The organism is Mesorhizobium album (assembly GCF_033977205.1).
Lineage (GTDB): Bacteria > Pseudomonadota > Alphaproteobacteria > Rhizobiales > Rhizobiaceae > Mesorhizobium > Mesorhizobium album.
Genome location: NZ_JAVIIW010000004.1, coordinates 149,513 through 173,259 on the forward strand (window position 1 = coordinate 149,513; position 23,747 = coordinate 173,259).

At 62.7% G+C, this 23,747-nt stretch carries 19 protein-coding genes; 11 read left to right on the plus strand and 8 right to left on the minus strand.

Annotated elements, in window-relative coordinates; all coding sequences use genetic code 11:
* Position 1 precedes the first annotated feature (1 nt).
* Entirely contained in the window at positions 2–808 is an 807-nt protein-coding gene (locus RFN28_RS05220; protein ID WP_320286304.1) for an ABC transporter ATP-binding protein, read from the minus strand.
* A 1-nt stretch (position 809) separates the two neighbouring features.
* The gene (locus RFN28_RS05225; protein WP_320286305.1) at positions 810–1,997 is read right to left on the minus strand and encodes an ABC transporter permease; all 1,188 of its coding nucleotides are present in this window, start codon (positions 1,995–1,997) and stop codon (positions 810–812) included.
* A gap of 77 nt (positions 1,998–2,074) precedes the next feature.
* Here RFN28_RS05225 and dgcA point away from each other — a divergent pair, with 77 nt between their 5' ends.
* Positions 2,075–3,058, plus strand: coding sequence for an N-acetyl-D-Glu racemase DgcA (gene dgcA / locus RFN28_RS05230; protein ID WP_320286306.1), 984 nt, complete (start codon positions 2,075–2,077; stop codon positions 3,056–3,058).
* Here the strand turns inward: dgcA and RFN28_RS05235 are convergent.
* Both RFN28_RS05235 and RFN28_RS05240 read right to left on the minus strand, forming a co-directional pair.
* Complete coding sequence (locus RFN28_RS05235; protein ID WP_320286307.1) at positions 3,029–4,243, minus strand: MFS transporter; 1,215 nt, start codon at positions 4,241–4,243, stop codon at positions 3,029–3,031. The two genes, dgcA and RFN28_RS05235, sit on opposite strands and share 30 nt — an antisense overlap.
* A gap of 170 nt (positions 4,244–4,413) precedes the next feature.
* Entirely contained in the window at positions 4,414–5,304 is an 891-nt protein-coding gene (locus RFN28_RS05240) for an SDR family oxidoreductase (RefSeq protein WP_320286308.1), read from the minus strand.
* A gap of 130 nt (positions 5,305–5,434) precedes the next feature.
* Here RFN28_RS05240 and RFN28_RS05245 point away from each other — a divergent pair, with 130 nt between their 5' ends.
* Positions 5,435–6,355, plus strand: a complete 921-nt coding sequence (locus tag RFN28_RS05245) for an AraC family transcriptional regulator (RefSeq protein ID WP_320286309.1) — start codon at positions 5,435–5,437, stop codon at positions 6,353–6,355.
* Positions 6,356–6,376: 21 nt separating this feature from the next.
* On the opposite strand, the gene RFN28_RS05250 is transcribed toward RFN28_RS05245, so the two are convergent.
* Positions 6,377–7,207 carry a UDP-2,3-diacylglucosamine diphosphatase gene (locus RFN28_RS05250; protein ID WP_320286310.1) on the minus strand — a complete coding sequence of 277 codons (831 nt, stop codon included), beginning with the start codon at positions 7,205–7,207 and terminating at the stop codon, positions 6,377–6,379.
* A gap of 118 nt (positions 7,208–7,325) precedes the next feature.
* Here RFN28_RS05250 and RFN28_RS05255 point away from each other — a divergent pair, with 118 nt between their 5' ends.
* The 4 genes from RFN28_RS05255 to RFN28_RS05270 all read left to right on the plus strand — a co-directional run bounded on the left by RFN28_RS05255 (position 7,326) and on the right by RFN28_RS05270 (position 12,389).
* Positions 7,326–8,105, plus strand: a complete 780-nt coding sequence (locus RFN28_RS05255; protein WP_320286311.1) for an SDR family oxidoreductase — start codon at positions 7,326–7,328, stop codon at positions 8,103–8,105.
* Between the two features lie 160 nt (positions 8,106–8,265).
* The gene (locus tag RFN28_RS05260; protein ID WP_320286312.1) at positions 8,266–10,590 is read left to right on the plus strand and encodes an NADP-dependent malic enzyme; all 2,325 of its coding nucleotides are present in this window, start codon (positions 8,266–8,268) and stop codon (positions 10,588–10,590) included.
* A gap of 121 nt (positions 10,591–10,711) precedes the next feature.
* A complete protein-coding gene (locus RFN28_RS05265; RefSeq protein WP_320286313.1) occupies positions 10,712–11,131 on the plus strand; it encodes an MAPEG family protein in 420 nt (139 codons plus the stop codon).
* Between the two features lie 49 nt (positions 11,132–11,180).
* Complete coding sequence (locus RFN28_RS05270) at positions 11,181–12,389, plus strand: DUF2865 domain-containing protein (RefSeq protein WP_320286314.1); 1,209 nt, start codon at positions 11,181–11,183, stop codon at positions 12,387–12,389.
* Here the strand turns inward: RFN28_RS05270 and gltX are convergent.
* Complete coding sequence (gltX, locus tag RFN28_RS05275) at positions 12,307–13,680, minus strand: glutamate--tRNA ligase (RefSeq protein ID WP_320286315.1); 1,374 nt, start codon at positions 13,678–13,680, stop codon at positions 12,307–12,309. The two genes, RFN28_RS05270 and gltX, sit on opposite strands and share 83 nt — an antisense overlap.
* 720 nt (positions 13,681–14,400) lie before the next feature.
* Between gltX and RFN28_RS05280 the strand changes: the two genes are divergently transcribed.
* The 5 genes from RFN28_RS05280 (at position 14,401) to RFN28_RS05300 (ending at position 22,546) form a co-directional block, all read left to right on the plus strand.
* Positions 14,401–18,186 (plus strand): vitamin B12-dependent ribonucleotide reductase, encoded by a 3,786-nt coding sequence (locus tag RFN28_RS05280; RefSeq protein WP_320286316.1) that lies wholly within the window; start codon positions 14,401–14,403, stop codon positions 18,184–18,186.
* A gap of 242 nt (positions 18,187–18,428) precedes the next feature.
* Positions 18,429–18,593 (plus strand): hypothetical protein, encoded by a 165-nt coding sequence (locus tag RFN28_RS05285; RefSeq protein WP_320286317.1) that lies wholly within the window; start codon positions 18,429–18,431, stop codon positions 18,591–18,593.
* Positions 18,594–18,675: 82 nt separating this feature from the next.
* On the plus strand, positions 18,676–19,893 hold the full coding sequence (locus RFN28_RS05290) for an N-6 DNA methylase (protein WP_320286318.1): 1,218 nt from the start codon (positions 18,676–18,678) through the stop codon (positions 19,891–19,893).
* Positions 19,890–21,635, plus strand: coding sequence for a hypothetical protein (locus RFN28_RS05295; RefSeq protein WP_320286319.1), 1,746 nt, complete (start codon positions 19,890–19,892; stop codon positions 21,633–21,635). Before RFN28_RS05290 ends, RFN28_RS05295 begins: the two co-directional genes overlap by 4 nt.
* Positions 21,632–22,546 (plus strand): hypothetical protein, encoded by a 915-nt coding sequence (locus RFN28_RS05300; protein WP_320286320.1) that lies wholly within the window; start codon positions 21,632–21,634, stop codon positions 22,544–22,546. The genes RFN28_RS05295 and RFN28_RS05300 overlap by 4 nt, the downstream gene beginning before the upstream one ends.
* A gap of 133 nt (positions 22,547–22,679) precedes the next feature.
* Here the strand turns inward: RFN28_RS05300 and RFN28_RS05305 are convergent, their stop codons facing one another.
* Together RFN28_RS05305 and RFN28_RS05310 are read right to left on the minus strand one after the other, a co-directional pair.
* Positions 22,680–23,018, minus strand: a complete 339-nt coding sequence (locus RFN28_RS05305; RefSeq protein WP_320286321.1) for a hypothetical protein — start codon at positions 23,016–23,018, stop codon at positions 22,680–22,682.
* Between the two features lie 178 nt (positions 23,019–23,196).
* Positions 23,197–23,613, minus strand: a complete 417-nt coding sequence (locus RFN28_RS05310; protein ID WP_320286322.1) for a hypothetical protein — start codon at positions 23,611–23,613, stop codon at positions 23,197–23,199.
* Positions 23,614–23,747 lie beyond the last annotated feature (134 nt).

A 23,747-nucleotide genomic window follows, 5' to 3' on the forward strand; every position in this document is an offset into this window, starting at 1 on the left:
GCTATGCGCGCGCGGCAAGATCAAGTTGCCGGGCGCGTTTTCCGCGGAAATAGGATTTGACCCACGGCTCCTCGCTCTTCAGCATGTCGTCGATCGTGCCTTCGACCAGCACCCGCTTCTTGCCGAGCACCGCCACGTGGTCGCAGGCGGTGAACAGCGTGTCGAGGTCGTGCGTGACCATGTAGACCGTCAAATCCATGGTATCGCGCAGCTTGACGACCAGCTCGTCGAATTCGGCCGCGCTGATCGGATCGAGGCCCGAGGTCGGCTCGTCGAGAAAGACGATGTCCGGATCGAGCGCCAGCGCGCGCGCAAGTGCGGCGCGCTTGATCATGCCGCCGGAAAGCTCGGACGGGAATTTCTGCGCCGCATCCGGCGGGAGACCGACCAGCTCGACCTTGAGCATGGCGAGCTCGTCCATCAGCTTCTTCGGCAGATCGAGATATTCGCGCATCGGCACCTGCACGTTTTCGAGCACCGTCAGCGCCGAGAACAGCGCGCCATGCTGGAAGAGGACGCCGAGCCGCATGTCGATGCGCAGGCGCTCGGCCTCGCTCGCTTGATCGACATCGACGCCGAACAGCCTGATCGTTCCCGATTGCTTGGGCATCAAACCGAGGATGGTGCGCAACAGAACGGATTTGCCGGCGCCCGAAGCGCCGACAAAGCCCAGGATTTCGCCGCGCTTGATGTCGAGGGAAAGCTTGTCGAGGATCACCTTGTCCTCGATGGCGACGGTGACGTCGCGCACCGACAGCACGATCTCGCTCTCGCCCTCCTCTGTTCTGGCTCCGTTGCCGTTCGCCATCTCAGAACCCGATCGCTGCGTAGAACATGGCGAAAAGTCCGTCGAGGATGATGACGACGAAGATCGACTTCACCACCGAGGCGGTCACATGCAGGCCGAGCGATTCGGCGCTGCCGCCGACCTTCATGCCTTCGACGGAAGCAATGATGCCGATGATCAGCGCCATGAAAGGCGCCTTGATCAGCCCGGCAAAGATGGTGCTGAGGTCGATGGCGACCCGCAACCGGTCAATGAATGCGGCCGGCGCGATGTCGGAATAGAGGTAGGCGGCGACAATGCCGCCGCCAAGCGCCGCGAAATTGGCGATGATCGTCAGGCATGGCAGCGCGATCACCAGGGCGACGAGGCGCGGAAACACCAGCACGCCGATCGGGTTGAGACCGATCACCTTGAGCGCATCGACCTCCTCGCGCATCTTCATCGAGCCGATCTCGGCGGTGATGGCGCTGCCTGAGCGGCCGGCAAGCATGATCGCCGTCATAAGCACGCCGAGCTCGCGCAGGATCAGCACGCCGACGAGGTCGACGACGAAGATGTCGGCGCCGAAATAGCTGAGCTGGTAGGCGCCCTGCTGGGCAACGATCGCGCCGACGATGGCCGACATCAGCACCACCACAGGGATGGCGCCGACGCCCATTCGGTCGATCTGGTTGAAAATCGCCGCCGGATTAACGGCATGGCCGCGGCCAAGCTTCATCTGGGCGCCGCGGATGGTCGCGCCGAGGATGTTCATCGACGAAAGAAAATCGTCGCGCATCTCGTAGACGCGGCGGCCGACCAGCTCCAGCGCGCGCAGGATGATGTTGGGCGGCCCGGCCGGCCCCTTTTCGGGCTCGCGCCGCACCGCGCCGCCGACGGCGCCGAGCAGGATCGATGCGATCTCGCTCCGCCCCTGTACATGGACCTCGACGCCCTTCTTCTCGAAGGCGCTCGCCAGGCGATCGATCACCCAGGCACCGGCCGTGTCCATCTTCTCGATGCGGGAAAGATCGAGCTCCAGCCTTTTCGCATTGTTGCGCTTCTCTATCTTGCGCATCTCGGCATCGACCGACGCCACGGTGCGCGTTGTCCAGACGCCCGAGAAAACACAGCCGAGCACGCCGCCTTCTTCGCCCACGTCGATGCGCGGCTGGTGATTGGCATCACCGGCGGGCGTGCGGCTTGCGTCGCGTTTGCGGATGGTCAACATGGCGTCCTGTTTAGCGTGACGGGACTGGCGTGTCGATTTGCCGGCAGACCGGTGTCGCACAGCTGGAGAAGAAAAATATGGCGCGTGTCATTTCGGTCGAGGCGGAGCGATTTCCGATAGCCGGCACCTTCACCATCTCGCGCGGCTCGAAAACCGAGGCCGAAGTCATCACCGTGACCATTGGTGATAACGGTCATGTCGGGCGCGGCGAGTGCGTTCCCTACAAGCGCTATGGCGAGACCACGGATGGTGCGCGCGCCGCGATCGAGGCTATGCGCGAGCGAATCGCCAACGGGATCGATCGCACCGCCTTGCTTGCCGCGATGCCGGGCGGCGCGGCACGCAACGCGATCGACTGCGCGCTCTGGGATCTCGAAGCAAAGCTCGCCGGCAGACCAGTAGCGGATGCAATTGGCATCGTTTCGCCAAAGGCGCTGGAAACCGCCTACACGCTCTCGCTCGGCGAGCCTGAAGCGATGGCGGCGCAGGCTCGCGCCAACGCCTCGCGGCCGCTGCTCAAGGTCAAGATCGGCGGCGAAAACGACATGGCGAGGATTCGCGCGGTGACGGAAGCCGCTCCGCAAAGCCGCATCATCCTCGACGCCAACGAGGGTTGGACCGACGACAACATTGAAGCCAACCTCGCCTTCGCTGCCGAGCACGGCATCGCGCTCATCGAGCAGCCACTTCCCGCCGGTCGCGACGGCATCCTGCGCGAAATCGCGCATCCGGTGCCGATCTGCGCCGACGAAAGCGTGCACGAGGCGAAGGATCTCGATTCGCTGGTCGGCCTCTATGATGCCGTCAACATCAAGCTCGACAAAACGGGCGGCCTGACGGAAGCGCTCGCGCTTCGCGAACGCGCACGCGAACTGGGTTTCGGCATCATGGTGGGGTGCATGGTGGGTACGTCGCTCGCCATGGCGCCGGCGGTGCTTTTGGCTCAAGGCGCCGATTTCGTCGATCTCGACGGCCCGCTGCTGCTTGCACGCGACCGCGAGCCCGGCCTCGTCTACCAGGGATCGCTGGTCTCACCCCCTGACCGGGCGCTGTGGGGCTGAGCGCGCCGCAAGCCCGATCAGCACGAGGCCGATTATCGCGATTGGGATCATCGCCAGGAAACCGTCGACGCCGAGGCGGTCGTATAGCGGGCCTGAAGCGAGCGTCACCGCGGCCATGAAGAAGCCGTTGAAGAAATAGGCGATGCCTTGCGCGGCGCCGGTGCGCTCTTCCGAGACCGTCTCGCCGATCATCTTCTGCAGGCCGATCAGCACCATCGCCACCGACACCGCATGCAGCGTCTGGACGCCGAAGAAGCCGACGACGCCCAGCCCAAGCGACCAGACCAGCGGAAAGGCGATCCAGCGTACGATCGCGCCGAGGCCGGCGATCATCATCACCCTGACGACCGAGACGGAGGCGAAAATGCGGTTGAAGAACAAGAATATGCAGACTTCCGACACCACGCCCCAGGCCCACAGCAGACCGACGACGGAATCGCTGATGCCGATCGACTTCCAGTAGATCGACACGAAACCGTAGAGGAAGGCATGGCTGGCGGTGATGATGCCGACGCCGAGCGTGAAATAGAGGAAATAGGCATTGAAGAGGCCTGGCGCCGAATGCTGGATATCGGTCGCCGACAGCGGCGAAGCTTTGCGGGGCTTGCCCATGCGCGGCGCAAACAGCGCAGCGACGAGTGCTGCGGCGATGGCCACGAAGATGATCACCGGCACTGCCTTGGCTCCGGTCACGGCCAGGATCAAGCCGCCCACCACATTGGCGCAGAGATAGGAGATCGAGCCCCATTTGCGCATGGCGGTGTAGTTCGAGCCGAAGCGGCGCACGCCCGACAGCGCCAGCGAATCGGCCATCGGCGAATGCGGCGTCCAGACGATCGTCAAAGCAAGCGATACGGCGAGCACGATCGCGTAGGTGGCCGGCAGGAAGTAGCCGGCCGAAATGATCATCGATGCCACGACCAGAGCGATATAGACGTTGGCGCGGTCCTTCGCCCGGTCGGCAAGCGCGGTGAGCATCGGCGTCGTCACGACGCGCAGGAACATCGGCGCGGCCAGGATGACCGCGATCTGCTCGGCGTGAAAACCTTTCGCCTGCAGCCAGAGCGGAAAATACGGCAGATGCGTGCCCTGCGACACGAACAATGTCGCGAAGATCAGGCTCATGCGCAGTTCGAAATGGCTAGGCTTGACGAGTTGCTCAGGCGAAAGCGGCGGCAGCGACATGAATCGATCCAATTACGCTGCATTCGATGGCCCGCAACGCGTTTCGATCCCTATCATGCGGCAGGTCCGGGCGGAACTGCCTGGACCAATCGATCGGGCTAAAGCTGTTGAAAGACAAAGGATCTCGAGCCCGAGGCGCATCCGCGCCTCGGGCTCGCCATCGTCGCGGCTCAGGCTTGGAAATAGGCCGCTTGGTCAACGTCCTCGATCAGTCGCGGCTGCGTCGGCTCCCAACCCAATTCCTGCCGGGTCAGCGCGCTCGATGCTTCGTTGTCGATCGCGGCGAAATGCGCGAACCAGCCGAAATGAGCGGCCGATTCTTCGGGGCTCTTGCTGACCACCGGCACGCCGAGTCTGCGGCCGATGACGCCGGCGATCTCGCGGAACGGCACGCCCTCCTCGGCGACGGCGTGGTAGCGGGCGCCGCCCCGGCCCTTCTCCAACACCAGCCTGTAGAGCCTGGCGGCATCGAGCCGGTGAACTGCCGGCCAGCGGTTGAGGCCCTCACCGGTGTAGACCGAGGCGCCCTTCTCGCGCGCGATGCCGATCAGGATCGGGACGAAGCCGTGATCGCCAACTCCATGCACCGACGGCGGCAAGCGGATGATCGACACGCGCGCGCCCTTCTCGGCCGCGGCATAGGCCGTCTGCTCCGAGACGCGTGGGATCGCTGGGTTGGAGGCAGGCGGAACATCTTCGCTCGCGACCCGGCCGGGCTGAACCAGCCCGATGCCGGAGGTCACGATCAGCGGTCGGTCGGAGCCGGCAAGTTCCAGCCCCATCGCCTCGATGGCGCGCCGATCGGTTTCGCAGTTTTCCTTGAACCGCGAGAAATCGTGGTTGAAGCCGGTATGGATGACGCCATCCGCCTGAGCCGCGCCGCGGCGAAGGCCGTCCAGGTCTTCCAGATTGCCCCTCAGCACTTCGGCGCCTGCGGCGGCGAGAGCATCGGCGCCGGCATCCGAGCGGGCGAGGCCGAGCACCTTGTGGCCGGCGCTGAGGAGTTCCTGGACAGTGGCCGAGCCGACAAAGCCGGTGGCTCCGGTGACGAAGACACGCATTGCAGTTTTCCCTTGCTTGATTTGATGGGCGCCGCTGCCTTGGCGGCCCGTGACGATCAAATAAACGCTTGAGGGAGGACGATCTATGCTGCAAAGTCCGTATTATCTTTGCAATCGTCCAGGAACGCGCATGGACCCACTATCGGATGTGCTGTCGCTGCTGAAGCCGCAAAGCAATGTCTCGGCCGGCTTCGATGCCGGCGGAGACTGGGCTATCGAGTTCCCCCGCAACATCGGCATCAAATGCTACGCGGTTGTCTCGGGGCAGTGCTGGCTGGCCGTGGAAGGCGTTCCAGATCCGGTGCATCTCACCGCCGGTGATTGCTTCCTGCTGCCCGGCGGCCGGCCGTTCCGTCTGGCAAGCGGCCTTGAGGTGAAGCCCGTCGGCGCGCACACGGTTTTTCCCCCGGCCCGCGCCGGCGGCGTCGTCACCTACAATGGCGGCGGCGACGTCTTCTTGGTCGGCAGCCGTTTTGTGCTGAGCGGCCGCCATGCCGACATCCTGCTGAAGATGATGCCGCCGATCATCCATATCCGCAGGGAGGAGGACAAAGCGGCACTTCGCTGGTCGGTGGAACGGATGATGCAGGAGCTCCGCGAAGGTCAGCCTGGCGGTTTCCTGGTGGCGCAGCACCTTTCCCACATGATGCTGGTCCAGGCACTGCGCCTGCATATGGCGGAAGGACCGAATGGCGGCGTCGGCTGGCTTTTTGCGCTCGCCGACAAGCAGATGGGCGCCGCGATCGGTGCCATGCACGAGGACCCGGCGCATCGCTGGACCTTGCAGGAACTGGCCGAGCGCGCCGGCATGTCGCGATCGAATTTCGCGCTCAAATTCAAGGAGATGGTTGGAACGTCGGCGATGGAATATTTGACTCGTTGGCGGATGCTGCTTGCCGGCGAAAGGCTGGCCAATTCCAGCGAGCACACTTCGGTCATCGCGCTCTCGCTCGGCTACGAATCCGAAAGCGCTTTCAGCACGGCTTTCAAGCGCGTGATGGGCGCCTCGCCGCGCCAATATGGCCGCGATCGCAGCGCGGTTGCCGCTTGAGCCAGGAAGGCGGGAAAGCGCTCAGGCAGCCTTTACCGCCCTGCCTTTGAGATCGACGATATCGACGGGCACCAGCACATCCTTGCCCGCGGAAGATTCGGGCAGCACATGCGCCCAGGTCAAGATTTCCATCCTGCCGTCGAAATGTTCTACCACCGCTGTGCAGCTTTCCACCCAGTCGCCCGTGTTGATGTACTGCACGTCGCCATAGTTTTCGATCGCGGCATGGTGGATGTGGCCGCAGATCACACCGTCGACATGCGAGCGCCGCGCTTCCTCGGAGAGGACCGTCTGGAACGAGCCGATGAAGTTCACCGCCTTCTTGACCTTGACCTTGGCCCAGGAAGAGAACGACCAGTAAGGCAGGCCGAGCAGGTGGCGCAGCTTGGTCACGACGCGGTTGACCAGCATCGCCGCGTCATAGGCATAGTCGCCGAGATAGGCGAGCCAGCGCTGGTTGTGCACCACCGTGTCAAACTGGTCGCCATGGATGACCAGCAGCCGCCTGCCGTCGGCGGTCTCGTGGATGGCGCGATCGGCAACGACGATGCCGCCGAAATGCACGCCCTGGAACTGGCGGGCGAACTCGTCGTGGTTGCCGGCGATATAGGTTATCGAAGCGCCCTTGCGCGCCTTGCGCAGCAATTTCTGCACCACGTCGTTATGGCTCTGCGGCCAATGCCAGCTGCGCCGCAGGCGCCAGCCGTCGACGATATCGCCGACCAGATAGATGGTATCGGCATCGTGGTAGCGCAGGAAATCGATCAGGAAATCGGCCTTGGCCGCCTTCGAGCCGAGATGCAGGTCGGAAATGAACATGGTGCGGAAAGTGCGGGGCTCTGGGCCTGACATCGCGATTTCACCTCTGCTTTCGCGTGCCTATGCCTCGATTCATGCAACAACCGTATGACGGTTGCGGTTGGTCCAGTCCAAGCGCTAGCTTGCCGCCCTCGAAAAAGGAGAAATCGCCATGGATCTCGGCATTCGCGGAAAGAAGGCCATCGTCTGCGCCTCGAGCAAGGGACTAGGGCGCGGCTGCGCAGTCGCGCTGGCTGAGGCCGGCGTCGACCTCGTCGTCAATGGCCGCAACGCCGAGCTGCTCGCCAAGACCGCTGTGGAGATCCGCAAGAAGTTTGGCGTCAAGGTGATCGAGGTTGCCGGCGATGTGTCGAAGCCCGAGGTGCAGAAGGCGATGCTGGCCGCCTGCCCGGAGCCCGATATCCTGGTCAACAACAATGGCGGCCCGCCGCTGCGCGACTTCCGCGAGCTCGACCGCGCGAAAATCCTCGAAGGCGTGACGCAGAACATGGTGACGCCGATCGAGCTGATCCAGGCGGTGATCGACGGCATGGCCAAGCGCGGCTTCGGCCGCATCGTCAACATCACCTCGCTGTCGGTCTATGTGCCGATCCCCGGGCTCGACCTGTCGTCGGGCGCGCGCGCCGGCCTGACCTCTTTCCTTGCCGGCGTGGCACGCACCGTGATCGACCGCAACGTGACCATCAACAGCCTCTTGCCCGGCAAGCTCGACACCGACCGGCTGCGTGGCCCGCACGAGGCCGGCACCCCGGAGGAGCCTGCGACTGCAGCCGCGCGCAAGGCCCGCATCAGCGCCGATGTGCCGGCCAAACGCCTCGGCACGCCGGAGGAGTTCGGCCAGATCTGCGCCTTCCTGTGCTCGGTCCATGCCGGCTATCTCACTGGACAGAACATCCCGGTCGACGGCGGCCTCTACGTCAGCGCGTTCTGACGAGCGTCGGCAATCCGTCGGAAGTTTCCGAGCCAACAGGCTGAAATAGATTGATTATTTTCGCCTCGGCATTGTGAACGCCAAGGCCGACATTTGGCGTCGCGAAGAATCGTCGCCGCATGCTAAAAGGCTCGAAAGCAGGAGCACAGGAGGGGCCGCGATGGACGGCGAGATCAAGAAAACGGCCCGTTCGGACCTCGACGAGGCCGCGCTCTTCTTCCACAAGCACCCCTCCCCGGGAAAGCTCGAGATCCAGGCGACCAAGCCGCTCGGCAACCAGCGCGACCTCGCGCTTGCCTATTCGCCGGGCGTCGCCGCGCCCTGTCTCGAGATCCGCGACGATCCTGCGACCGCCGCCGATTACACGGCGCGCGCCAATCTTGTCGGCGTCGTCTCCAACGGGTCGGCGGTGCTCGGTCTCGGCAATATCGGCCCGCTCGCTTCCAAGCCCGTGATGGAAGGCAAGGCGGTTCTGTTCAAGAAGTTTGCCGGCATCGACGTGTTCGACATCGAGATCGACGCGCCGCAGATCGAGCGCATGGTCGAGACGGTCGCCGCGCTCGAGCCGACCTTCGGCGGCATCAACCTCGAGGACATCAAGGCGCCCGAATGCTTCGAGGTCGAGGAGCGGCTGAAGGCCCGCATGGGCATTCCGGTCTTCCATGACGACCAGCACGGCACGGCTATCATTGTTGCCGCGGCCGTGCTCAACGGGCTGGAATTCGCTGGCAAGTCGATCTCCGACATCAAGATCGTCACCTCCGGTGCGGGTGCTGCGGCGCTCGCCTGCCTCAATCTCCTGGTCTCGCTCGGCGCCAAGGTCGAAAACATCTGGGTCACGGACCGTTTCGGCGTCGCCTACAAAGGCCGCGTCGAGGAGATGGATCGCTGGAAGGACCCCTATGTGAAGGATACGGAAGCGCGCACGCTGGCCGATGTCATTCCGGGCGCCGACGTCTTCCTCGGTCTCTCCGCCGCCGGCGTGCTGAAGCCGGAATTGCTCCAGCACATGGCGCCGAAGCCGCTGATCCTGGCGCTTGCCAACCCGACGCCGGAGATCATGCCGGAGGTGGCGCGCGCCGCCCGCCCGGACGCCATGATCTGCACGGGGCGCTCGGATTTTCCCAATCAAGTCAACAACGTGCTCTGCTTTCCTTACATCTTCCGTGGCGCGCTCGATTGCGGCGCCAGCGCCATCAACGAGGAGATGAAGATGGCCGCCGTGCGGGCGATCGCCGCGCTCGCGCGCGAAGAGCCCTCCGATGTCGCGGCGCGCGCCTATTCCGGCGAGACGCCGGTCTTCGGCCCGGATTTTCTGATCCCTTCGCCCTTCGACCCCCGCCTCATCCTGCGCATCGCGCCAGCGGTGGCGAAGGCGGCCTGCGACACCGGCGTGGCCACACGGCCGATCGCCGATTTCTCCGCCTATATCGACAAGCTCAACCGCTTCGTCTTCCGCTCCGGCCTGGTGATGAAGCCGGTATTCTCCTCGGCCAAGGCCTCCAGCGCCAAGCGCGTCATCTATGCCGATGGCGAGGATGAGCGCGTGCTGCGTGCAGCGCAGGTGGTTCTGGAGGAAGGCATCGCCGAGCCGATCCTCATCGGCCGCCCGCATGTCGTCGAGGTCCGGCTCAAACGCTACGGCCTGCGCATCCGGCCGGGCGTCGATTTCGGCCTGATCAACCCGGAAGATGATCCGCGCTACCGCCACTATGTCGACCTCTTGATCGAGCTCGCCGGCCGCCGCGGTATCACGACGGAAGCCGCGCGCACCATGGTGCGCACCAACAATACGGTGATCGCGGCGCTCGCGCTGAAGCGTGGCGATGCGGATGCGATGGTCTGCGGGCTCGAAGGTCGCTTCGAGCGGCATTTGCGCAATGTCACGCTGATCATCGGTCCACGCGCCGGCGTCAAGGACCGTGACCTGTCAACGCTCTCCATGCTGATTTCGCAACGTGGCATCATCTTCCTCACCGACACCTATGTCTCCATCGATCCGACGGCCGAGGAGATCGCCGAGATGACCGTCCTGGCAGCCGAGGAGATCAGGCGTTTCGGCATGGAACCAAAGGCCGCCCTGCTCTCGTTCTCGGATTTCGGTTCGCGCGATGCGCCGAGCGCATTTAAAATGCGGCAAGCCGCGGCGATCCTGGCGCGCATCGCGCCCGACCTGCAATGCGACGGCGAGATGCACGCCGATACCGCGCTGTCGGAACATTTGCGCCAGCGCGTCTATCCGCATTCGCGGCTGAAGGGCGAAGCCAATCTGCTGGTATTCCCGAACCTCGATTCGGCGAACATCACGCTGACGGCGCTGGGCGCCATGATGGATGCGCTGCATGTCGGGCCGATCCTGCTCGGCACCGACAAGCCCGCGCATATCCTGACGCCGTCGGTGACCTCGCGCGGCGTGGTCAACATGACCGCGCTGGCGGTGGTCGAAGCGGCGCACAAGGCGCAGGCGATTGCCAATCTGAGTTGAGGACGGCTCTGGCTGTAAACACCGCTGGCGCTTCATTGTAAGTTGATGGCGGCCATTGCGGCCACACCGTCACCTTTCGACGTTCAGACTCGAAAGACGAATGGGCAGGTGCGAGGGTTGAATGAGCTTCGAACTAGCCATGCTCGCCGCGAGCTGCGTTCTCTGTTTCATCCACATTGTTCTCGCCTCGCATTCGGCGAGCTTCCAGCGGGGTTACCGCTGGACGGCCAGCGCCCGAGACACCGAAGTCCCTCCGCTCACAGGGATGGCGGGGCGCCTGGAACGGGCACAGCGAAACTTCGTCGAGACATTTCCGGTGTTCGTCGCCGCGGTTTTTCTTGTCCACGCGGTCGGTCACGAGACCGTGCTCAGCAAGTGGGGAGCCGGACTCTATTTTTCAGCCAGGCTAGTCTATCTTCCGCTCTATGCTTTCGGCGTTCCTCTGCTCCGCTCGCTCGTTTGGAACGTTGCGTTTGTTGGAATGGTCATGCTTTTGCTGGCATCGGTGTGGCCCGACCTGCCTTTACTAGGGAACAGTTAACCACGAACACGGTAGCCTTGCGGCCGCGGTCAATCGGGGTTTCAGGCGGATGAAAGGGTTGAAGCTGACGCATCTCGCGGCGCTGCTCACAGCGCTCGCCGCGTCGGCCGTTGCCGTGACCGAGCCGCAGGCAGCTTCCCGCATGTGCCGCCAGCTCGAGGCCGAGCTTGCCGCGGCTCGCGGCGGTGGCGGCGGGCCGGGCCTGATCCGCAAATATGACGACGCGATCGCGCGCCAGCGCGAGCAATTGGCCAAGGCGCGCGGCCGGGCGAGCGATGCCAATTGCGGCTTCACGCTGTTCTCGCGCAATGTCAGCGAATGCGCGGCGATCAACGCCTCGATCCAACGCATGAACGCCAATCTCGACGCATTGCAGGCCAAGCGCGAGCGGCTGGTTGGCGGCGGCACGCCGCGCGACCGCAGCCGCATCCTCGCGGCGCTCGACGCCAATGGCTGCCGCGGCAATGAGATCGCGCCGCGGCGCGCGCCGATCGAGGAGGCTTCCCGCAACAATGGCGGCGGCAATCTGTTCGAGCAGCTTTTCGGCCGCGGCGACCAGGAGATCGACACGCTCGACACGCCTGAGGCGCTTCCGCCCGACGATCCCAGCATGCGCAACATCCGCCGCGTCATCAACCAGCCGGACGGCATGGACCTGCCGCAGCCGGGCGGCGAGTTCCGCACGGTCTGCGTGCGCACCTGCGACGGCTATTTCTTCCCGATGTCGAACGCCGCCTCTGTTGGGGATTTCGAGCGCGACCAGAAGAATTGCGAATCGAGCTGCCCGGGCACCGAGATGCAGGTCTTCTACACGCGCGGCATGGATGATGACGCCGGCGCGATGATCTCGTCTGCGACCGGCCGTCCCTATAGCGAACTGCCGACTGCTTTTCTTTACAAGAACGCCAGCCTCCCGCGACCACCGGCCTGTGGCTGCAACGCGCAAGCCGGCAGTTTCTCGATCATCGCCGGCAACCCGCCCAATCCGGAGCAGTCGCGACCGGACAATGAGACGACGCCGTTTCTTCCGACGCCGGCTTCCAAGCCCGATCCCGGCGCCGATCCCGAAACGCTCGCCAATGCCGACGGAGGGCTCGATCGCGAGGCGATCAAGCGGCTGACCACCAAAGCCCAGGAGTCGCCGGTTTCGGCGTTGCCGCCGGAACAGCGCAAGGTCAGGGTCGTCGGGCCAGCGTTCCTTCCCGACCCATCAGCGGCAATAGATCTGAAAGCTCCGGCCCCCAAGTCCGCCCAGTAAGCGCGAGCCTCAGCGGCATGAACAGCGGCTTGCCCTTGCGCCCCGTCGCTTCCTTGATCTTGCCCGTCCAATCCTTCCAAACGGTGCCGTTCCACGGCTCTTCCGGCAGGAGGTCGAAGGCCTGGTGGAGGAATTCGCGATCCTCGCCGGAAAACTCCGCCGGCTCCTGCGGCCCGTCGCTTAAGATTCGCCACCAGGCGACCGCGTCGGACAAACGGTCGATATTGCCGCGCACGGCGAGCCAGAAGGGCTCGGCCTTGTCGCCGGAAATGCCGAGCACAATCAGCCGGTCGCGCGCCTCCTCGAACGGCATTTGATGCATCAAGGTGCGGTTGAGCACGAAGAGCTCATCCGGATCGAACTTGGCGGCGGACTTGGATGTCGCGGCCGGGTCGAAATGACTGGCAAGCTCGTTGAGATCGTGCGCGGCCGTGACATTTTCCGACGTTCCGACGAGCACGGCGAGCGATGCAACCGCCATCGGCTCGATGCCATCCTCGCGCAGGCTTTCGATCGACAGCGCGCCGGTGCGCTTCGACAGCCCCTCGCCCGACACCGTGGTCAGGAGATTGTGGTGGCCGAAGATCGGCGGTTCCGCTCCCAGCGCTTGCAAAAGTGCGATCTGCACGCCGGTGTTGGTGACATGATCGTCGCCGCGGATCACATGGGTGACACCCATCTCGATGTCGTCGACCACGGAAGGCAAAGTGTAGAGATAGGTGCCGTCCTCGCGGACCAGGACCGGGTCCGACAGTGAGGCAAGATCGACCGTCTCCTCGCCGCGCACCAGGTCGTTCCAGTGCACCTCGGTCCGCTCCGGCTGCAGCGGATCGCTGGTGAAATTCGGCAACAGGAAGCGCCAGTGCGGCCGGCGCCCGTCCGACTCGTATTCGGCCACCTGCTCTGGCGTGAGCGTCAGCGCCTCGCGGCCATAGACCGGCGGCAGGCCGCGCGTGCGGCGCACCTTACGGCGCAGATCGAGTTCCTCGGGCGTCTCGTAGCAGGCATAGAGCACGCGCGCCGCCTTCAGCCGTTCCACCGCAGCGTCGTAGATATCGATGCGTCGCGACTGGTATTCGGTGGCATCCGGAAAAATGCCCAGCCAATGCAGGTCGTACAGGATGGAATCGGCGAATTCCTGCGTCGAGCGGGCAATGTCGGTGTCGTCGAAGCGCTGGATGAAGCGGCCCTTGTTGTTCACGGCGAACAGCCAGTTGAACAAAGCGGTGCGCGCATTGCCGATGTGGATACGGCCGGTCGGCGATGGGGCGAAGCGAACGGTAGCTGTCATGAGCGCGGCGTAGCGAATGCTTTTAGGCTTGACAAGACACGCCCCCGCGCAACGGCAAGAGATAGTGCAAGCCAGCTAAAATGAAAAGGCGCTCGGCATCGCGGTCGCGCCCCTTCGCCGACCCGCCCGCGATGCCCACCAAATCCAGGCTTTCCAGGGCGGTTTTCTGTCCCCGTTATCCACATATGTGACACACAACATATTGGGGTCACAAAACCTACAAAAACGAATCCTTGACGGTTCAAAACGAGTCGCTTTTTATAGGCCATGCGCTCCTGTTGCGGGCGTGACCGGAGAGTTTCAGAGGCCGGTCTTTTTCCCGGATTTTGTGCGTTTTGCCCACATTTCCGCCGGTTTAGAAGGCCGGCGGAAGCGTTGGGATTGTTGGGGCTTGGGTGGGCGAAAGGGAGAATTGTCGGTCTGGAAAAAATGATCTGTTAACACTATATTTAGTGTTTGCAGGCAGGCTCGACCCTAGATAGTGTGAACCTCCCTCAAGCGAGGGAATCGACCAAAGTTTCAGTTTTAGGGACCCGCGGGTCGGTCTGCAGCCTGTGCAAACGCCTGGGAAGGCGTATTGTCGTCTGCATGCCGGCACACGCGACGAGGAGAGTGCCGGCGCTGCTCGCAATGCCGGCAAACGGCGGACTGCGCTTTTCGCTCTGTGGGGCAGAAAACCCTGGGGAAAAGCGCTACATATAGACAAAAGGGACCGGACCAATGCGCATCGAGCGTCGCTTCACCAAGCCAGAGCAGTCTGCCTATGCGGAGATCGAATTCCGCAAGGCCCTGTCGGAGATCAAGAATCCCGACGGCTCGGTGGTGTTCCGCCTCGACAACATCGATGTGCCGGCGCAGTTCAGCCAGGTCGCGGCCGACATCCTGGCCCAAAAGTATTTCCGCAAGGCCGGCGTGCCGGCGCGCCTGAAGAAGGTCGAGGAGAACGACGTCCCCTCCTTCCTGTGGCGTTCGGTTGCCGACGAGGCCGAACTTGCGAAACTTCCCGAGGCGGAGCGCTATGGGTCGGAAACCGATGCCCGCCAGGTCTTCGATCGGCTGTCCGGCACCTGGACCTATTGGGGCTGGAAGGGCGGCTACTTCAAGTCGGAAGAGGACGCACGCGCCTTCCGCGACGAGCTCGCCTATATGCTTGCCACCCAGCGCGTCGCGCCGAACTCGCCGCAATGGTTCAACACCGGCCTGCACTGGGCCTATGGTATCGACGGTCCGAGCCAGGGCCATTTCTATGTCGACCCCTTCACCGGCAAGCTGACCAAGTCGAAGTCGGCCTACGAGCATCCGCAGCCGCATGCCTGCTTCATCCAGAGCGTGCAGGACGACCTCGTCAACGAGGGCGGCATCATGGACCTGTGGGTGCGTGAGGCGCGCCTGTTCAAATACGGTTCCGGAACCGGCTCGAACTTCTCCATGCTGCGCGGCGAAGGCGAAAAGCTTTCCGGCGGCGGCCGCTCGTCCGGCCTGATGAGCTTCCTCAAGATCGGTGACCGCGCGGCCGGCGCCATCAAGTCGGGCGGCACGACGCGCCGCGCCGCCAAGATGGTCATCGTCGACGCCGACCATCCCGATATCGAGGAATTCATCGACTGGAAGGTCAATGAGGAGCAGAAGGTCGCCTCGCTGGTGACCGGCTCGAAGATCGTCAAGAAGCACCTCGAAGCGATCATGAAGGCCTGCGTCAATTGCGAAGGCAATGGTGACGACTGCTTCGACCCGGCGCTCAACACCGCGCTGAAGCGCGAGATCAAGGCGGCCAAGCGGAACTCGGTGCCGGAGAACTACATCTACCGCGTCATCCAGTTCGCCCGCCAGGGCTACACCTCGATGTCGTTCAAGACCTACGACACCGACTGGGATTCGGACGCTTATCTGACGGTCTCCGGCCAGAACTCCAACAACTCGGTGTCGCTGAAGGACAATTTCCTGCGCGCCGTGGAAGCCGATGGCGACTGGCAGCTCACCGCCCGCAAGGACGGCAAGGTGGTGAAGACGCTGAAGGCGCGCGATCTGTGGGAAAAGATCGGCTATGCCGCCTGGGCGTCGGCCGACCCCGGCCTGCATTTCAACACGACGATGAACGACTGGCACACCTGCGCTTCGGCCGGTGCGATCCGTGCCTCCAATCCGTGCTCGGAATACATGTTCCTCGACGACACGGCCTGCAACCTCGCCTCGATCAACCTCCTGCCCTACCGCAAGGCAGACGGCACGATCGACATCGCCGCTTACGAGCACACCGTTCGGCTGTGGACCATCGTGCTCGAAATCTCGGTGATGATGGCGCAGTTCCCGTCGAAGGAGATCGCTAAGCTCTCCTACGACTACCGCACGCTCGGCCTCGGCTACGCCAATATCGGCGGCCTGTTGATGACTTCGGGCATTCCCTATGACTCCAACGAGGGCCGCGCCATCTGCGCCGCGCTCACCGCGATCATGACCGGCGTCGCCTACTCGACCTCGGCCGAAATGGCCTCCGAGCTCGGCGCCTTCCCGGACTATGACCGCAACGCCCAGAACATGTTGCGCGTCATGCGCAACCATCGCCGCGCTGCCTACGGAGACAAGGATGGCTATGAGAAGCTCTCCGTCAATCCGGTGCCGCTGGTCGCGTCCGACTTGAAGCAGCAGGCGCTGGCCGAGCATGCCCGCGCCGCCTGGGACCGCGCCATCGAGCTCGGCGAGGAGCACGGCTACCGCAACGCGCAGGCGACGGTGATCGCACCGACCGGCACGATCGGTCTTGTCATGGACTGCGACACCACCGGCATCGAGCCCGACTTCGCGCTGGTGAAGTTCAAGAAGCTCGCCGGCGGCGGCTACTTCAAGATTATCAACCGCGCAGTGCCGGAAGCGCTGCGCACTCTGGGCTATTCCGAAAGCCAGATCGCCGAGATCGAGGCCTATGCGGTCGGCCACGGCAACCTCAACCAGGCGCCGGGCATCAACCCTTCGACGCTGAAGGCCAAGGGTTTCACCGATGAGAAGATCGCGGCGCTAAATGCGGCGCTGAAGTCGGCCTTCGACATCAAGTTCGTGTTCAACCAGTGGACGCTCGGCGCCGACTGGGTGAAGGAAACGCTCGGCTTCACCGACGAACAGCTTAGCGACTTCTCCTTCGAGATGCTGCCGGCGCTGGGCTTCACCAGGAAGGAGATCGACGCCGCCAACATCCATGTCTGCGGTGCGATGACGCTCGAAGGCGCGCCCTTCCTGAAGCCCGAGCATCTGCCGGTGTTCGACTGCGCCAGCCCGTGCGGCAAGATCGGCAAGCGCTCGCTATCGATCCAGAGCCACATTCTGATGATGGCCGCGGCGCAGCCCTTCATCTCGGGCGCCATCTCCAAGACCATCAACATGCCGAACGAGGCGACGGTCGAGGACGCCAAGAACGCCTACATGCTGTCGTGGAAACTGGCGCTGAAGGCCAACGCGCTCTATCGCGACGGCTCCAAGCTGTCGCAGCCGCTCAATGCCTCGCTGCTTGCCGATGATGACGAGGATGAGGACGAGGCGGTGGAGCAGTTCATCGCAGCGCCCGCCGCGCAGCGCGCCGTGCAGGTAACGGAAAAGATCGTCGAGCGCGTGGTGGAACGTCTCTACCGCGACCGCGAGAAGCTGCCGAACCGCCGCAAGGGTTATACGCAGAAGGCCGTCGTCGGCGGCCACAAGGTCTATCTCAGGACCGGCGAGTTCGATGACGGGCGCCTCGGCGAGATCTTCATCGACATGCACAAGGAAGGTGCCGCCTTCCGCGCGATGATGAACAACTTCGCCATCGCCATCTCGCTCGGCCTGCAATACGGCGTGCCGCTCGAGGAATATGTCGAGGCCTTCACCTTCACCAAGTTCGAGCCGGCCGGCATGGTGCAGGGCAACGACGCGATCAAGAACGCGACGTCGATCCTCGACTATGTGTTCCGCGAGCTTGCGGTCTCCTATCTCGGTCGCCACGACCTCGCCCATGTCGACCAGTCGGACTTCGACAAGACCGCGCTCGGCCGCGGCATCACCGAAGGCAAGGCGACGCCCTTCTCCAAGGGTCTCTATCGCGGCGCCTCGCCGGTGAAGCTGGTGACCGGCATGGGCGCCGACCCCAAGGGTTTTGGCGGGGGTTCTGGTTCCTCCGGGACCACCACCCCTGCCCGCGCAGCACCCACCGCCTTCTCCGGCTCCAACGTCCTGACGCTGAAGCCGGCGAGCGACGAGGCGATCGCCTACAAGCGCGACTATGAGGAGCGCGCCAGGGAACTCGCCGAGGAGATGGTGGAACAGGAAGCCGAGGCCGCGGGCGGCGCCGAGGCGCTGTTTACCGACGCCGCCGCCAACGAGGCCGCCGAGGCGAAGAAGCTCGCCGCGACAAGGCGCCAGCAGTCGCTGCTCCAGGGCTACACCGGCAACGAATGCTCCGAGTGCCACAACTTCACCATGGTGCGGAACGGCACCTGCGAGAAGTGCGACACGTGCGGTGCGACCAGCGGGTGCAGTTGAGCTCTAGATGCCGCCTCGTCGCCTGACGCGTCACTGAATCTCGCTCAACGTCAAGGCAGATCGCTCATTCGACACAGGAAGTCTGCTCACCTTCGGCTGGCAGCCAGAACGAAAACTAACCCGGGCGCTTTCGGTGCCCGGGTCGCCTTGAAAGACATTGCAGACCGTATTCCGCCGTTCTGAGGTCGGAGACTGTGATTTTTAAGAACCGCGAGCTCCACTCCAGCGCGGGCGTTCAAGGTATGACATTGTTCAACAGACCACTGGCGGAACTCTCCGCGAACGACCTCCTCGGCCTTATTGGGGAGGGCGAAGGCAAAAACATCGACTTCAAGCGGGAGTTGGTGGGCACCGGCGAAAACCTCGAACTCAGTTTCGGCCTGCTGCGCCTGCATGTACTCTTGTGACTTCGGCACCCTTGGAAAATCATCCGCATAGGGCAACGGTATGAGCGACCGATTCGCGAAGCCGAGTGTGTAAGTGGGGGACATGCGTCAGGGGTTCGGGACAGAAAGCGATCCGCTGGGACGGTACTACACCGATCCCGTCATCGGTCAGGTGTTCGTCAGCCTGTTCGATCGCCGTCATGCGAGCTCGATCCTGGACCTCGGTTCGGGTGGCGGGTCGCTGACGGTCGCCGCCGCAAGACGATGGGTCGATGCCCGTATCCAAACGGTAGACGTCGACCTCGGTGCCGAGCAACACATCCGGCTGGGCATGGCTTCTGCAGGCCATCAAGCGCACGAGCACTTGGTGGCCGATGTCCTCGACGAGAATCTGCCCGACATGGTAGGCGGGCCGCGCTTCGACCTCGCGGTATGCAACCCTCCCTACACAAGGATTCGTTGGCGGGACGGCTTCGCTCGGATCCTTGCGGAAGCCGGTCTGGAGCGCCTGCACGCGGTTCCGTCGGAGGCACTCTCTTCCGACATCATGTTTATCGCACAAATACTCCGCCTAGCAGAACGCGGTGCCGAAATCGGGGTTATCGTCCCGGACGGGCTCGTGTCCGCACGACGGTCGCGCGCCATCCGACAGGCATTGCTTGACCGTGTCCGCGTTATGCGAGTTGTCCAGTTGCCGAGGGGGTCTTTCAGAGGCACCGAGGCACAGGCGCACGTGATCGTGTTTAGGAACGAATGCGGACGGGGCGAACCGGTTGAGATCAGCAGTCTCGACGTCGACGGAACCTCGTCCCCGATCACCGTCGGAACCGAGGCAGCCGAGTTTCGGATGGACTACGGGTTCTACCGATCCATCAGGAACGTAGTGAGGCACGGCTTTACGTTGCGCGGCATCCAGGCGGAGATCACGCGAGGCTCGCTGTCGTCGGCCGAAGCCCGCGAATGTAGCGAACCTATTTTCCACACGAACGGTTTCAACCAGCATTCGCCCCTCGCCTATCGTCTCTCTGGCCAACGCCTAAGTGAGGACCGTCCAGGCAGGCGTATTGCCGAGCCTGGCGACATCTTGCTAGCCCGGGTCGATCGCGAGTTGCAGAGGAAGATCTGCGTCGTGACCCACGGCCGAGCGATCATTACAGATTGCATCTACCGCATCCGCGTGCCGGCTACGTGGCGCGATACCGTCGCCCGAGGCCTTTTGTCCGACGCCGGTCAGGCGGCTCTTGTCCGCGCGTCTCGCGGCGTTGGAGCAAGGATGCTGAACAAGGAGGATCTCCTGGACCTGGAGATCGAAACGCCATGACCGGAGCGCCGAACGCGGACGATCAGGAATTCGACGAGGCCTTGGACGATTCCTTCGAGGAGCGTGCCGACCACGTCGAGGAGACCGTCATCAAGTCTGGCACGGCGACTGGCGACCAGTTCGACGAGATCGTAAGGGTGCTCTGCGCGCGCGGTCTGGTGCTGCTCGTCGGTCCGCGTGGCTGCGGAAAAACCCATCTCATGCGATATGCATGGCTGGAATGTGTCGACCACAAGGATCGACCATTCAGCGTCTATACGTCTCTGAACCGCTACCTGAGCCTGGAGCCGCTGTCCCGAGCACGGACAGACGCCAACGGGCTATTCCACTCCTGGGTACTTGCTCGAATCCTTCAAGGAGCGCAGGAAACCTTCAGGCGCGTCGGCGGCCCCGCTGACTACGACATTGGCGTCGAATTTGGCGTGGGGTCCGAGCAGCTTGACAACCTCGTTAAGGCTCTCGAGCGCAACTTCCAGCTCGACGCAGATGACGAGATGCTGCATCGGAAGCTATCCGTCGAAGCTGTGAAACGAGTCCTTGCGGACCTGGCCGCGAGAAGCGGTCGGACACGTACAGTCCTCCTGCTGGACGACGCAGCGCTCACGCTATCCCCAGCCTTCATGACGGAGTTTCTGGATATTCTTCGGGTGATCAAATCCCCGGAGATCGCGCCGAAATGCTCGGTCTATCCCGGCACCACAGTGTTCGGAACCCGGTTCCATGCCGACCATGAGGGCAGGACCGTTTCAGCGTGGGCCGCGATCGACAACCCGGGCTACGGCGCGATGATGCAGACCATTGCGGAGCGCCGCTATCCAGAAGGCCTTAGCGGGATCACACCCGAAGCGAGCACCCTTCTGCAGTATGCTGCGTTCGGCATCCCCCGCGCCTATCTCACGCTGTTAAGATCAGTCCAGGCAGCCAAGCCGACGAAGTCGAGCCTCGCCAGCACGGTCACGAAAGTCATCCGGTCACACCGAGAGAACAGGATTCGCGAGTTCCGCTCTCTTGGGGAGAAGGTCGTCGAACTGAAGACCCTGATACGGGTCGGCGAGAGCTTTTTCGACGGCGTGGTCCTGGCCATGACGCGCCGGAACGAAGAACTCAAGGGGAAGAAGGAAAAGGCGACGGTGCTCGGCATCGAGGCCGACGACTTCGATCCGCTCTCCAGCCGCATGGTGGACCTGCTGGCCGAAGCGGGGCTGCTCCACAAGGAGGAAGCCGTATCTCATGGGCCAGAGAGGCAATACAGGCGCTTCACTCCTCACCTCGCCGCACTCATCGCAGCGAGGGCCTTCTCGCCGGGCGACCGCGGTACATCGCTTGGCAACATCGTCGAGTTCATTTCGCGCCCGAACGAGAAGCATCCCGTGCGGCGCAAGTTCACGACGGTGTTCGCGAACCAGGGCATGAAGGAATCATTGAAGCTCGATCTGCCACCCTGCCAGGCGTGTGGCGAGCCTAGGAGCAACGAGAAACAGAAGTTCTGCCAGAACTGCGGCACGAAGCTGGTGGACGAACTCATCTACAACCGCATCATGGCGATGCAGATCAACGGCGTGCCTGGCCTAACTCCGTTCCTGATCTCGAAGATGGAGAGCGCTAGCATACGTACCGTCGGGGCGCTGCGGGCTCTCCAAGACCCGGGCAGCGCACTCCGGAAGATCCCCGCGATCGCGCAGGCACGTTCTGATCGAATCCTCACCAAGGTCGAGGAGTATGTCGACGAGATGATGTCATGACCGCGGTCGCGATTCCCCCTCTGGTCGAAGTCCAGCCGCTTCCCTCCATCGACACGACACAGCTATTCAGACACACCGGTGAAGTCTGGAGTCCGATCGACAAGTTCATCGCGAATACCAACGCGATCAACGTCATCCTGGCCGGCGCGACGGTGGATCAGGACCCGTCGCCGGAACTCTGTTCCATCGTTGTGTTGGGTTACCTCTCGGCGGTCGAAACCTATTTCAGAACTTTACTCAGTCGGCTGGCTCACATCGACGAGCTGACCATGGAAGCTCTTGGACAGAAGCAGTTGCTCTTTTCTGTGGCCATGAAACGCCCACGCGAGTCCCTCGCCGAGGCCCTGTATGAAGACTCCTTCGCCTCGGTAAAGGAATTGAAGGCGCGCCTCGGCGAGATAGGCATGTCGAAGCTTCCCACCGAAATCGAAGTCGCGCTTGGAACCTACGAGAGCATCTGCCACGTCCGGCACTGCTGCGTGCACCGCTTCGGATACCTCGGCAACAAGAATGCCAACGACCTTGGCATGTCGAAACACCACCATCTTATCGGCGGCCTGTTCTCGGCGTCGACAGACGAACTAGCCAACATCGCCGACGCGCTCCAGGTGTTCGTGAAGACCTGCAACAACCACATCTTCAAGTTCGTGACCGATCGAACCGTGACCGCGCAGAACGATCCCGGGCACGACTTCGAATGGGCCTGGCGGTGGTCTTGGAAATACAAGGCGGACAAGAAACACTTCAAGCCGTACTACGATTTATTCGCTCTTGTGGTCGGCCGTCCGGCGAGCGTAGGTATGAAGGACGCCTACAAGCGATTCAAAGACGGCAATGCCAGCAAGGTGGCCGACATGGTGGCCCGACACGAGGAAGGTAGACACCGCGCGCCACAGCGTCTCGCTGGCTAATCGAAGCGAAAGCCTGCGAGAATTTGCACGGTCATGAAGCGCTTCTCGAAAGGACGCATAGGCAGTATAGGATTTCCGATGCCGCTCGCAACCGGAAGCTCAGCTAATTGCAGCTCGATATTGGTAGTTTTATCTAGCCTCGATAGTTTGGCTCATGCATATCCAGGTGTGGAATCACAACGGCCGGGTCGTCCGTAGCATGAAAAATGACCACGGAACCGTTCTCAGTCCCATCATCGAATGCAGCAAAAACAGTGATGGTTGATCCATATACATCCACAAACTCCGCGCGAATTGTCCTCACAGGTTTGCCAGGCGCCGAAATGTCTTCGATCTTCACGCCCTTATTGAAGTCAGCCTCTCTGTTGTTGACGGCTTCATTAACGATTAGTTGCGACAACCAAGAAAACATCTCCCAATCATAATCATTGATAGCATTGCCGAACGTCGGCTTTATATAGACCGAAAGCATCTGCGATCTTCTGCCATAAAAAGCTAATCTTGCGCCAGTTACGTACCTGAAAGACGTTGACGCATGGTGAACGCAGAAAGACGCAAAGTGCAGTTCTGGCCTACGAATTGGCCTCTTGAATGCACGCTACGCCTCGAGTGCAGGACGCGTTCCCCGAGAGGCCATCCTACACCTGGTTTCAAGGGACGACCCCGGCTGCACTCTCCGCGACTCGTTCACGGTAGAATTCCTTGGCGACATGGTCTTCGATTTGGGCGTTGGGATGCTTCGACGGCGTCATGCGATCGAGGCCATCCGGCGTGAAGATGTCGTCGACCTGAACAGCAGCGTCGCCAGGATCGTCGACCTGCAGAACCCAATCACGCGACGGCAGCCGACCAGCCGCTACAAGCGGGTCGCCCCAGCCGCGCCAGCCATCGAAGCCTGCAGTAAGCTTCAGCCCGTTAAGTTCCGGACGAGGAAGCGGCAGCAGGCTGGCAAGTTCCTTTGCGGCTTCCAGGTTCATGTTCGCAGCGAATACGGCGTACTGGGCTTCGCCTGTTCGGATCGTGAGGCGAGCCGCCCGGTATTTGGCGCCTTCGCGGTCGAGCGGCAAGGGGAAGACCATGCTTTCGAGAACAGCGAATCCTTTCCGTCCCAGTTGGAAAAGATCGTGCTTTATGGGGAATGGTTCCGCTGACATCTTCGAACTCCCGTTTCCGCAAGAGCTTGCGTTGGCTGGAAGCAAGG

Coding starts and splice junctions, on each gene's coding strand:
- RFN28_RS05260 (WP_320286312.1), top strand. CDS start 8,266: ATGGACGGCGAGATCAAGAAAACGGCCCGTTCGGACCTCGACGAGGCC.
- RFN28_RS05220 (WP_320286304.1), bottom strand. CDS start 808: ATGGCGAACGGCAACGGAGCCAGAACAGAGGAGGGCGAGAGCGAGATC.
- RFN28_RS05235 (WP_320286307.1), bottom strand. CDS start 4,243: ATGTCGCTGCCGCCGCTTTCGCCTGAGCAACTCGTCAAGCCTAGCCAT.
- RFN28_RS05265 (WP_320286313.1), top strand. CDS start 10,712: ATGAGCTTCGAACTAGCCATGCTCGCCGCGAGCTGCGTTCTCTGTTTC.
- RFN28_RS05295 (WP_320286319.1), top strand. CDS start 19,890: ATGACCGGAGCGCCGAACGCGGACGATCAGGAATTCGACGAGGCCTTG.
- RFN28_RS05270 (WP_320286314.1), top strand. CDS start 11,181: ATGAAAGGGTTGAAGCTGACGCATCTCGCGGCGCTGCTCACAGCGCTC.
- RFN28_RS05280 (WP_320286316.1), top strand. CDS start 14,401: ATGCGCATCGAGCGTCGCTTCACCAAGCCAGAGCAGTCTGCCTATGCG.
- RFN28_RS05285 (WP_320286317.1), top strand. CDS start 18,429: ATGACATTGTTCAACAGACCACTGGCGGAACTCTCCGCGAACGACCTC.
- RFN28_RS05300 (WP_320286320.1), top strand. CDS start 21,632: ATGACCGCGGTCGCGATTCCCCCTCTGGTCGAAGTCCAGCCGCTTCCC.
- RFN28_RS05305 (WP_320286321.1), bottom strand. CDS start 23,018: ATGCTTTCGGTCTATATAAAGCCGACGTTCGGCAATGCTATCAATGAT.
- RFN28_RS05290 (WP_320286318.1), top strand. CDS start 18,676: ATGCGTCAGGGGTTCGGGACAGAAAGCGATCCGCTGGGACGGTACTAC.
- gltX (WP_320286315.1), bottom strand. CDS start 13,680: ATGACAGCTACCGTTCGCTTCGCCCCATCGCCGACCGGCCGTATCCAC.
- dgcA (WP_320286306.1), top strand. CDS start 2,075: ATGGCGCGTGTCATTTCGGTCGAGGCGGAGCGATTTCCGATAGCCGGC.
- RFN28_RS05245 (WP_320286309.1), top strand. CDS start 5,435: ATGGACCCACTATCGGATGTGCTGTCGCTGCTGAAGCCGCAAAGCAAT.
- RFN28_RS05255 (WP_320286311.1), top strand. CDS start 7,326: ATGGATCTCGGCATTCGCGGAAAGAAGGCCATCGTCTGCGCCTCGAGC.
- RFN28_RS05225 (WP_320286305.1), bottom strand. CDS start 1,997: ATGTTGACCATCCGCAAACGCGACGCAAGCCGCACGCCCGCCGGTGAT.
- RFN28_RS05250 (WP_320286310.1), bottom strand. CDS start 7,207: ATGTCAGGCCCAGAGCCCCGCACTTTCCGCACCATGTTCATTTCCGAC.
- RFN28_RS05240 (WP_320286308.1), bottom strand. CDS start 5,304: ATGCGTGTCTTCGTCACCGGAGCCACCGGCTTTGTCGGCTCGGCCACT.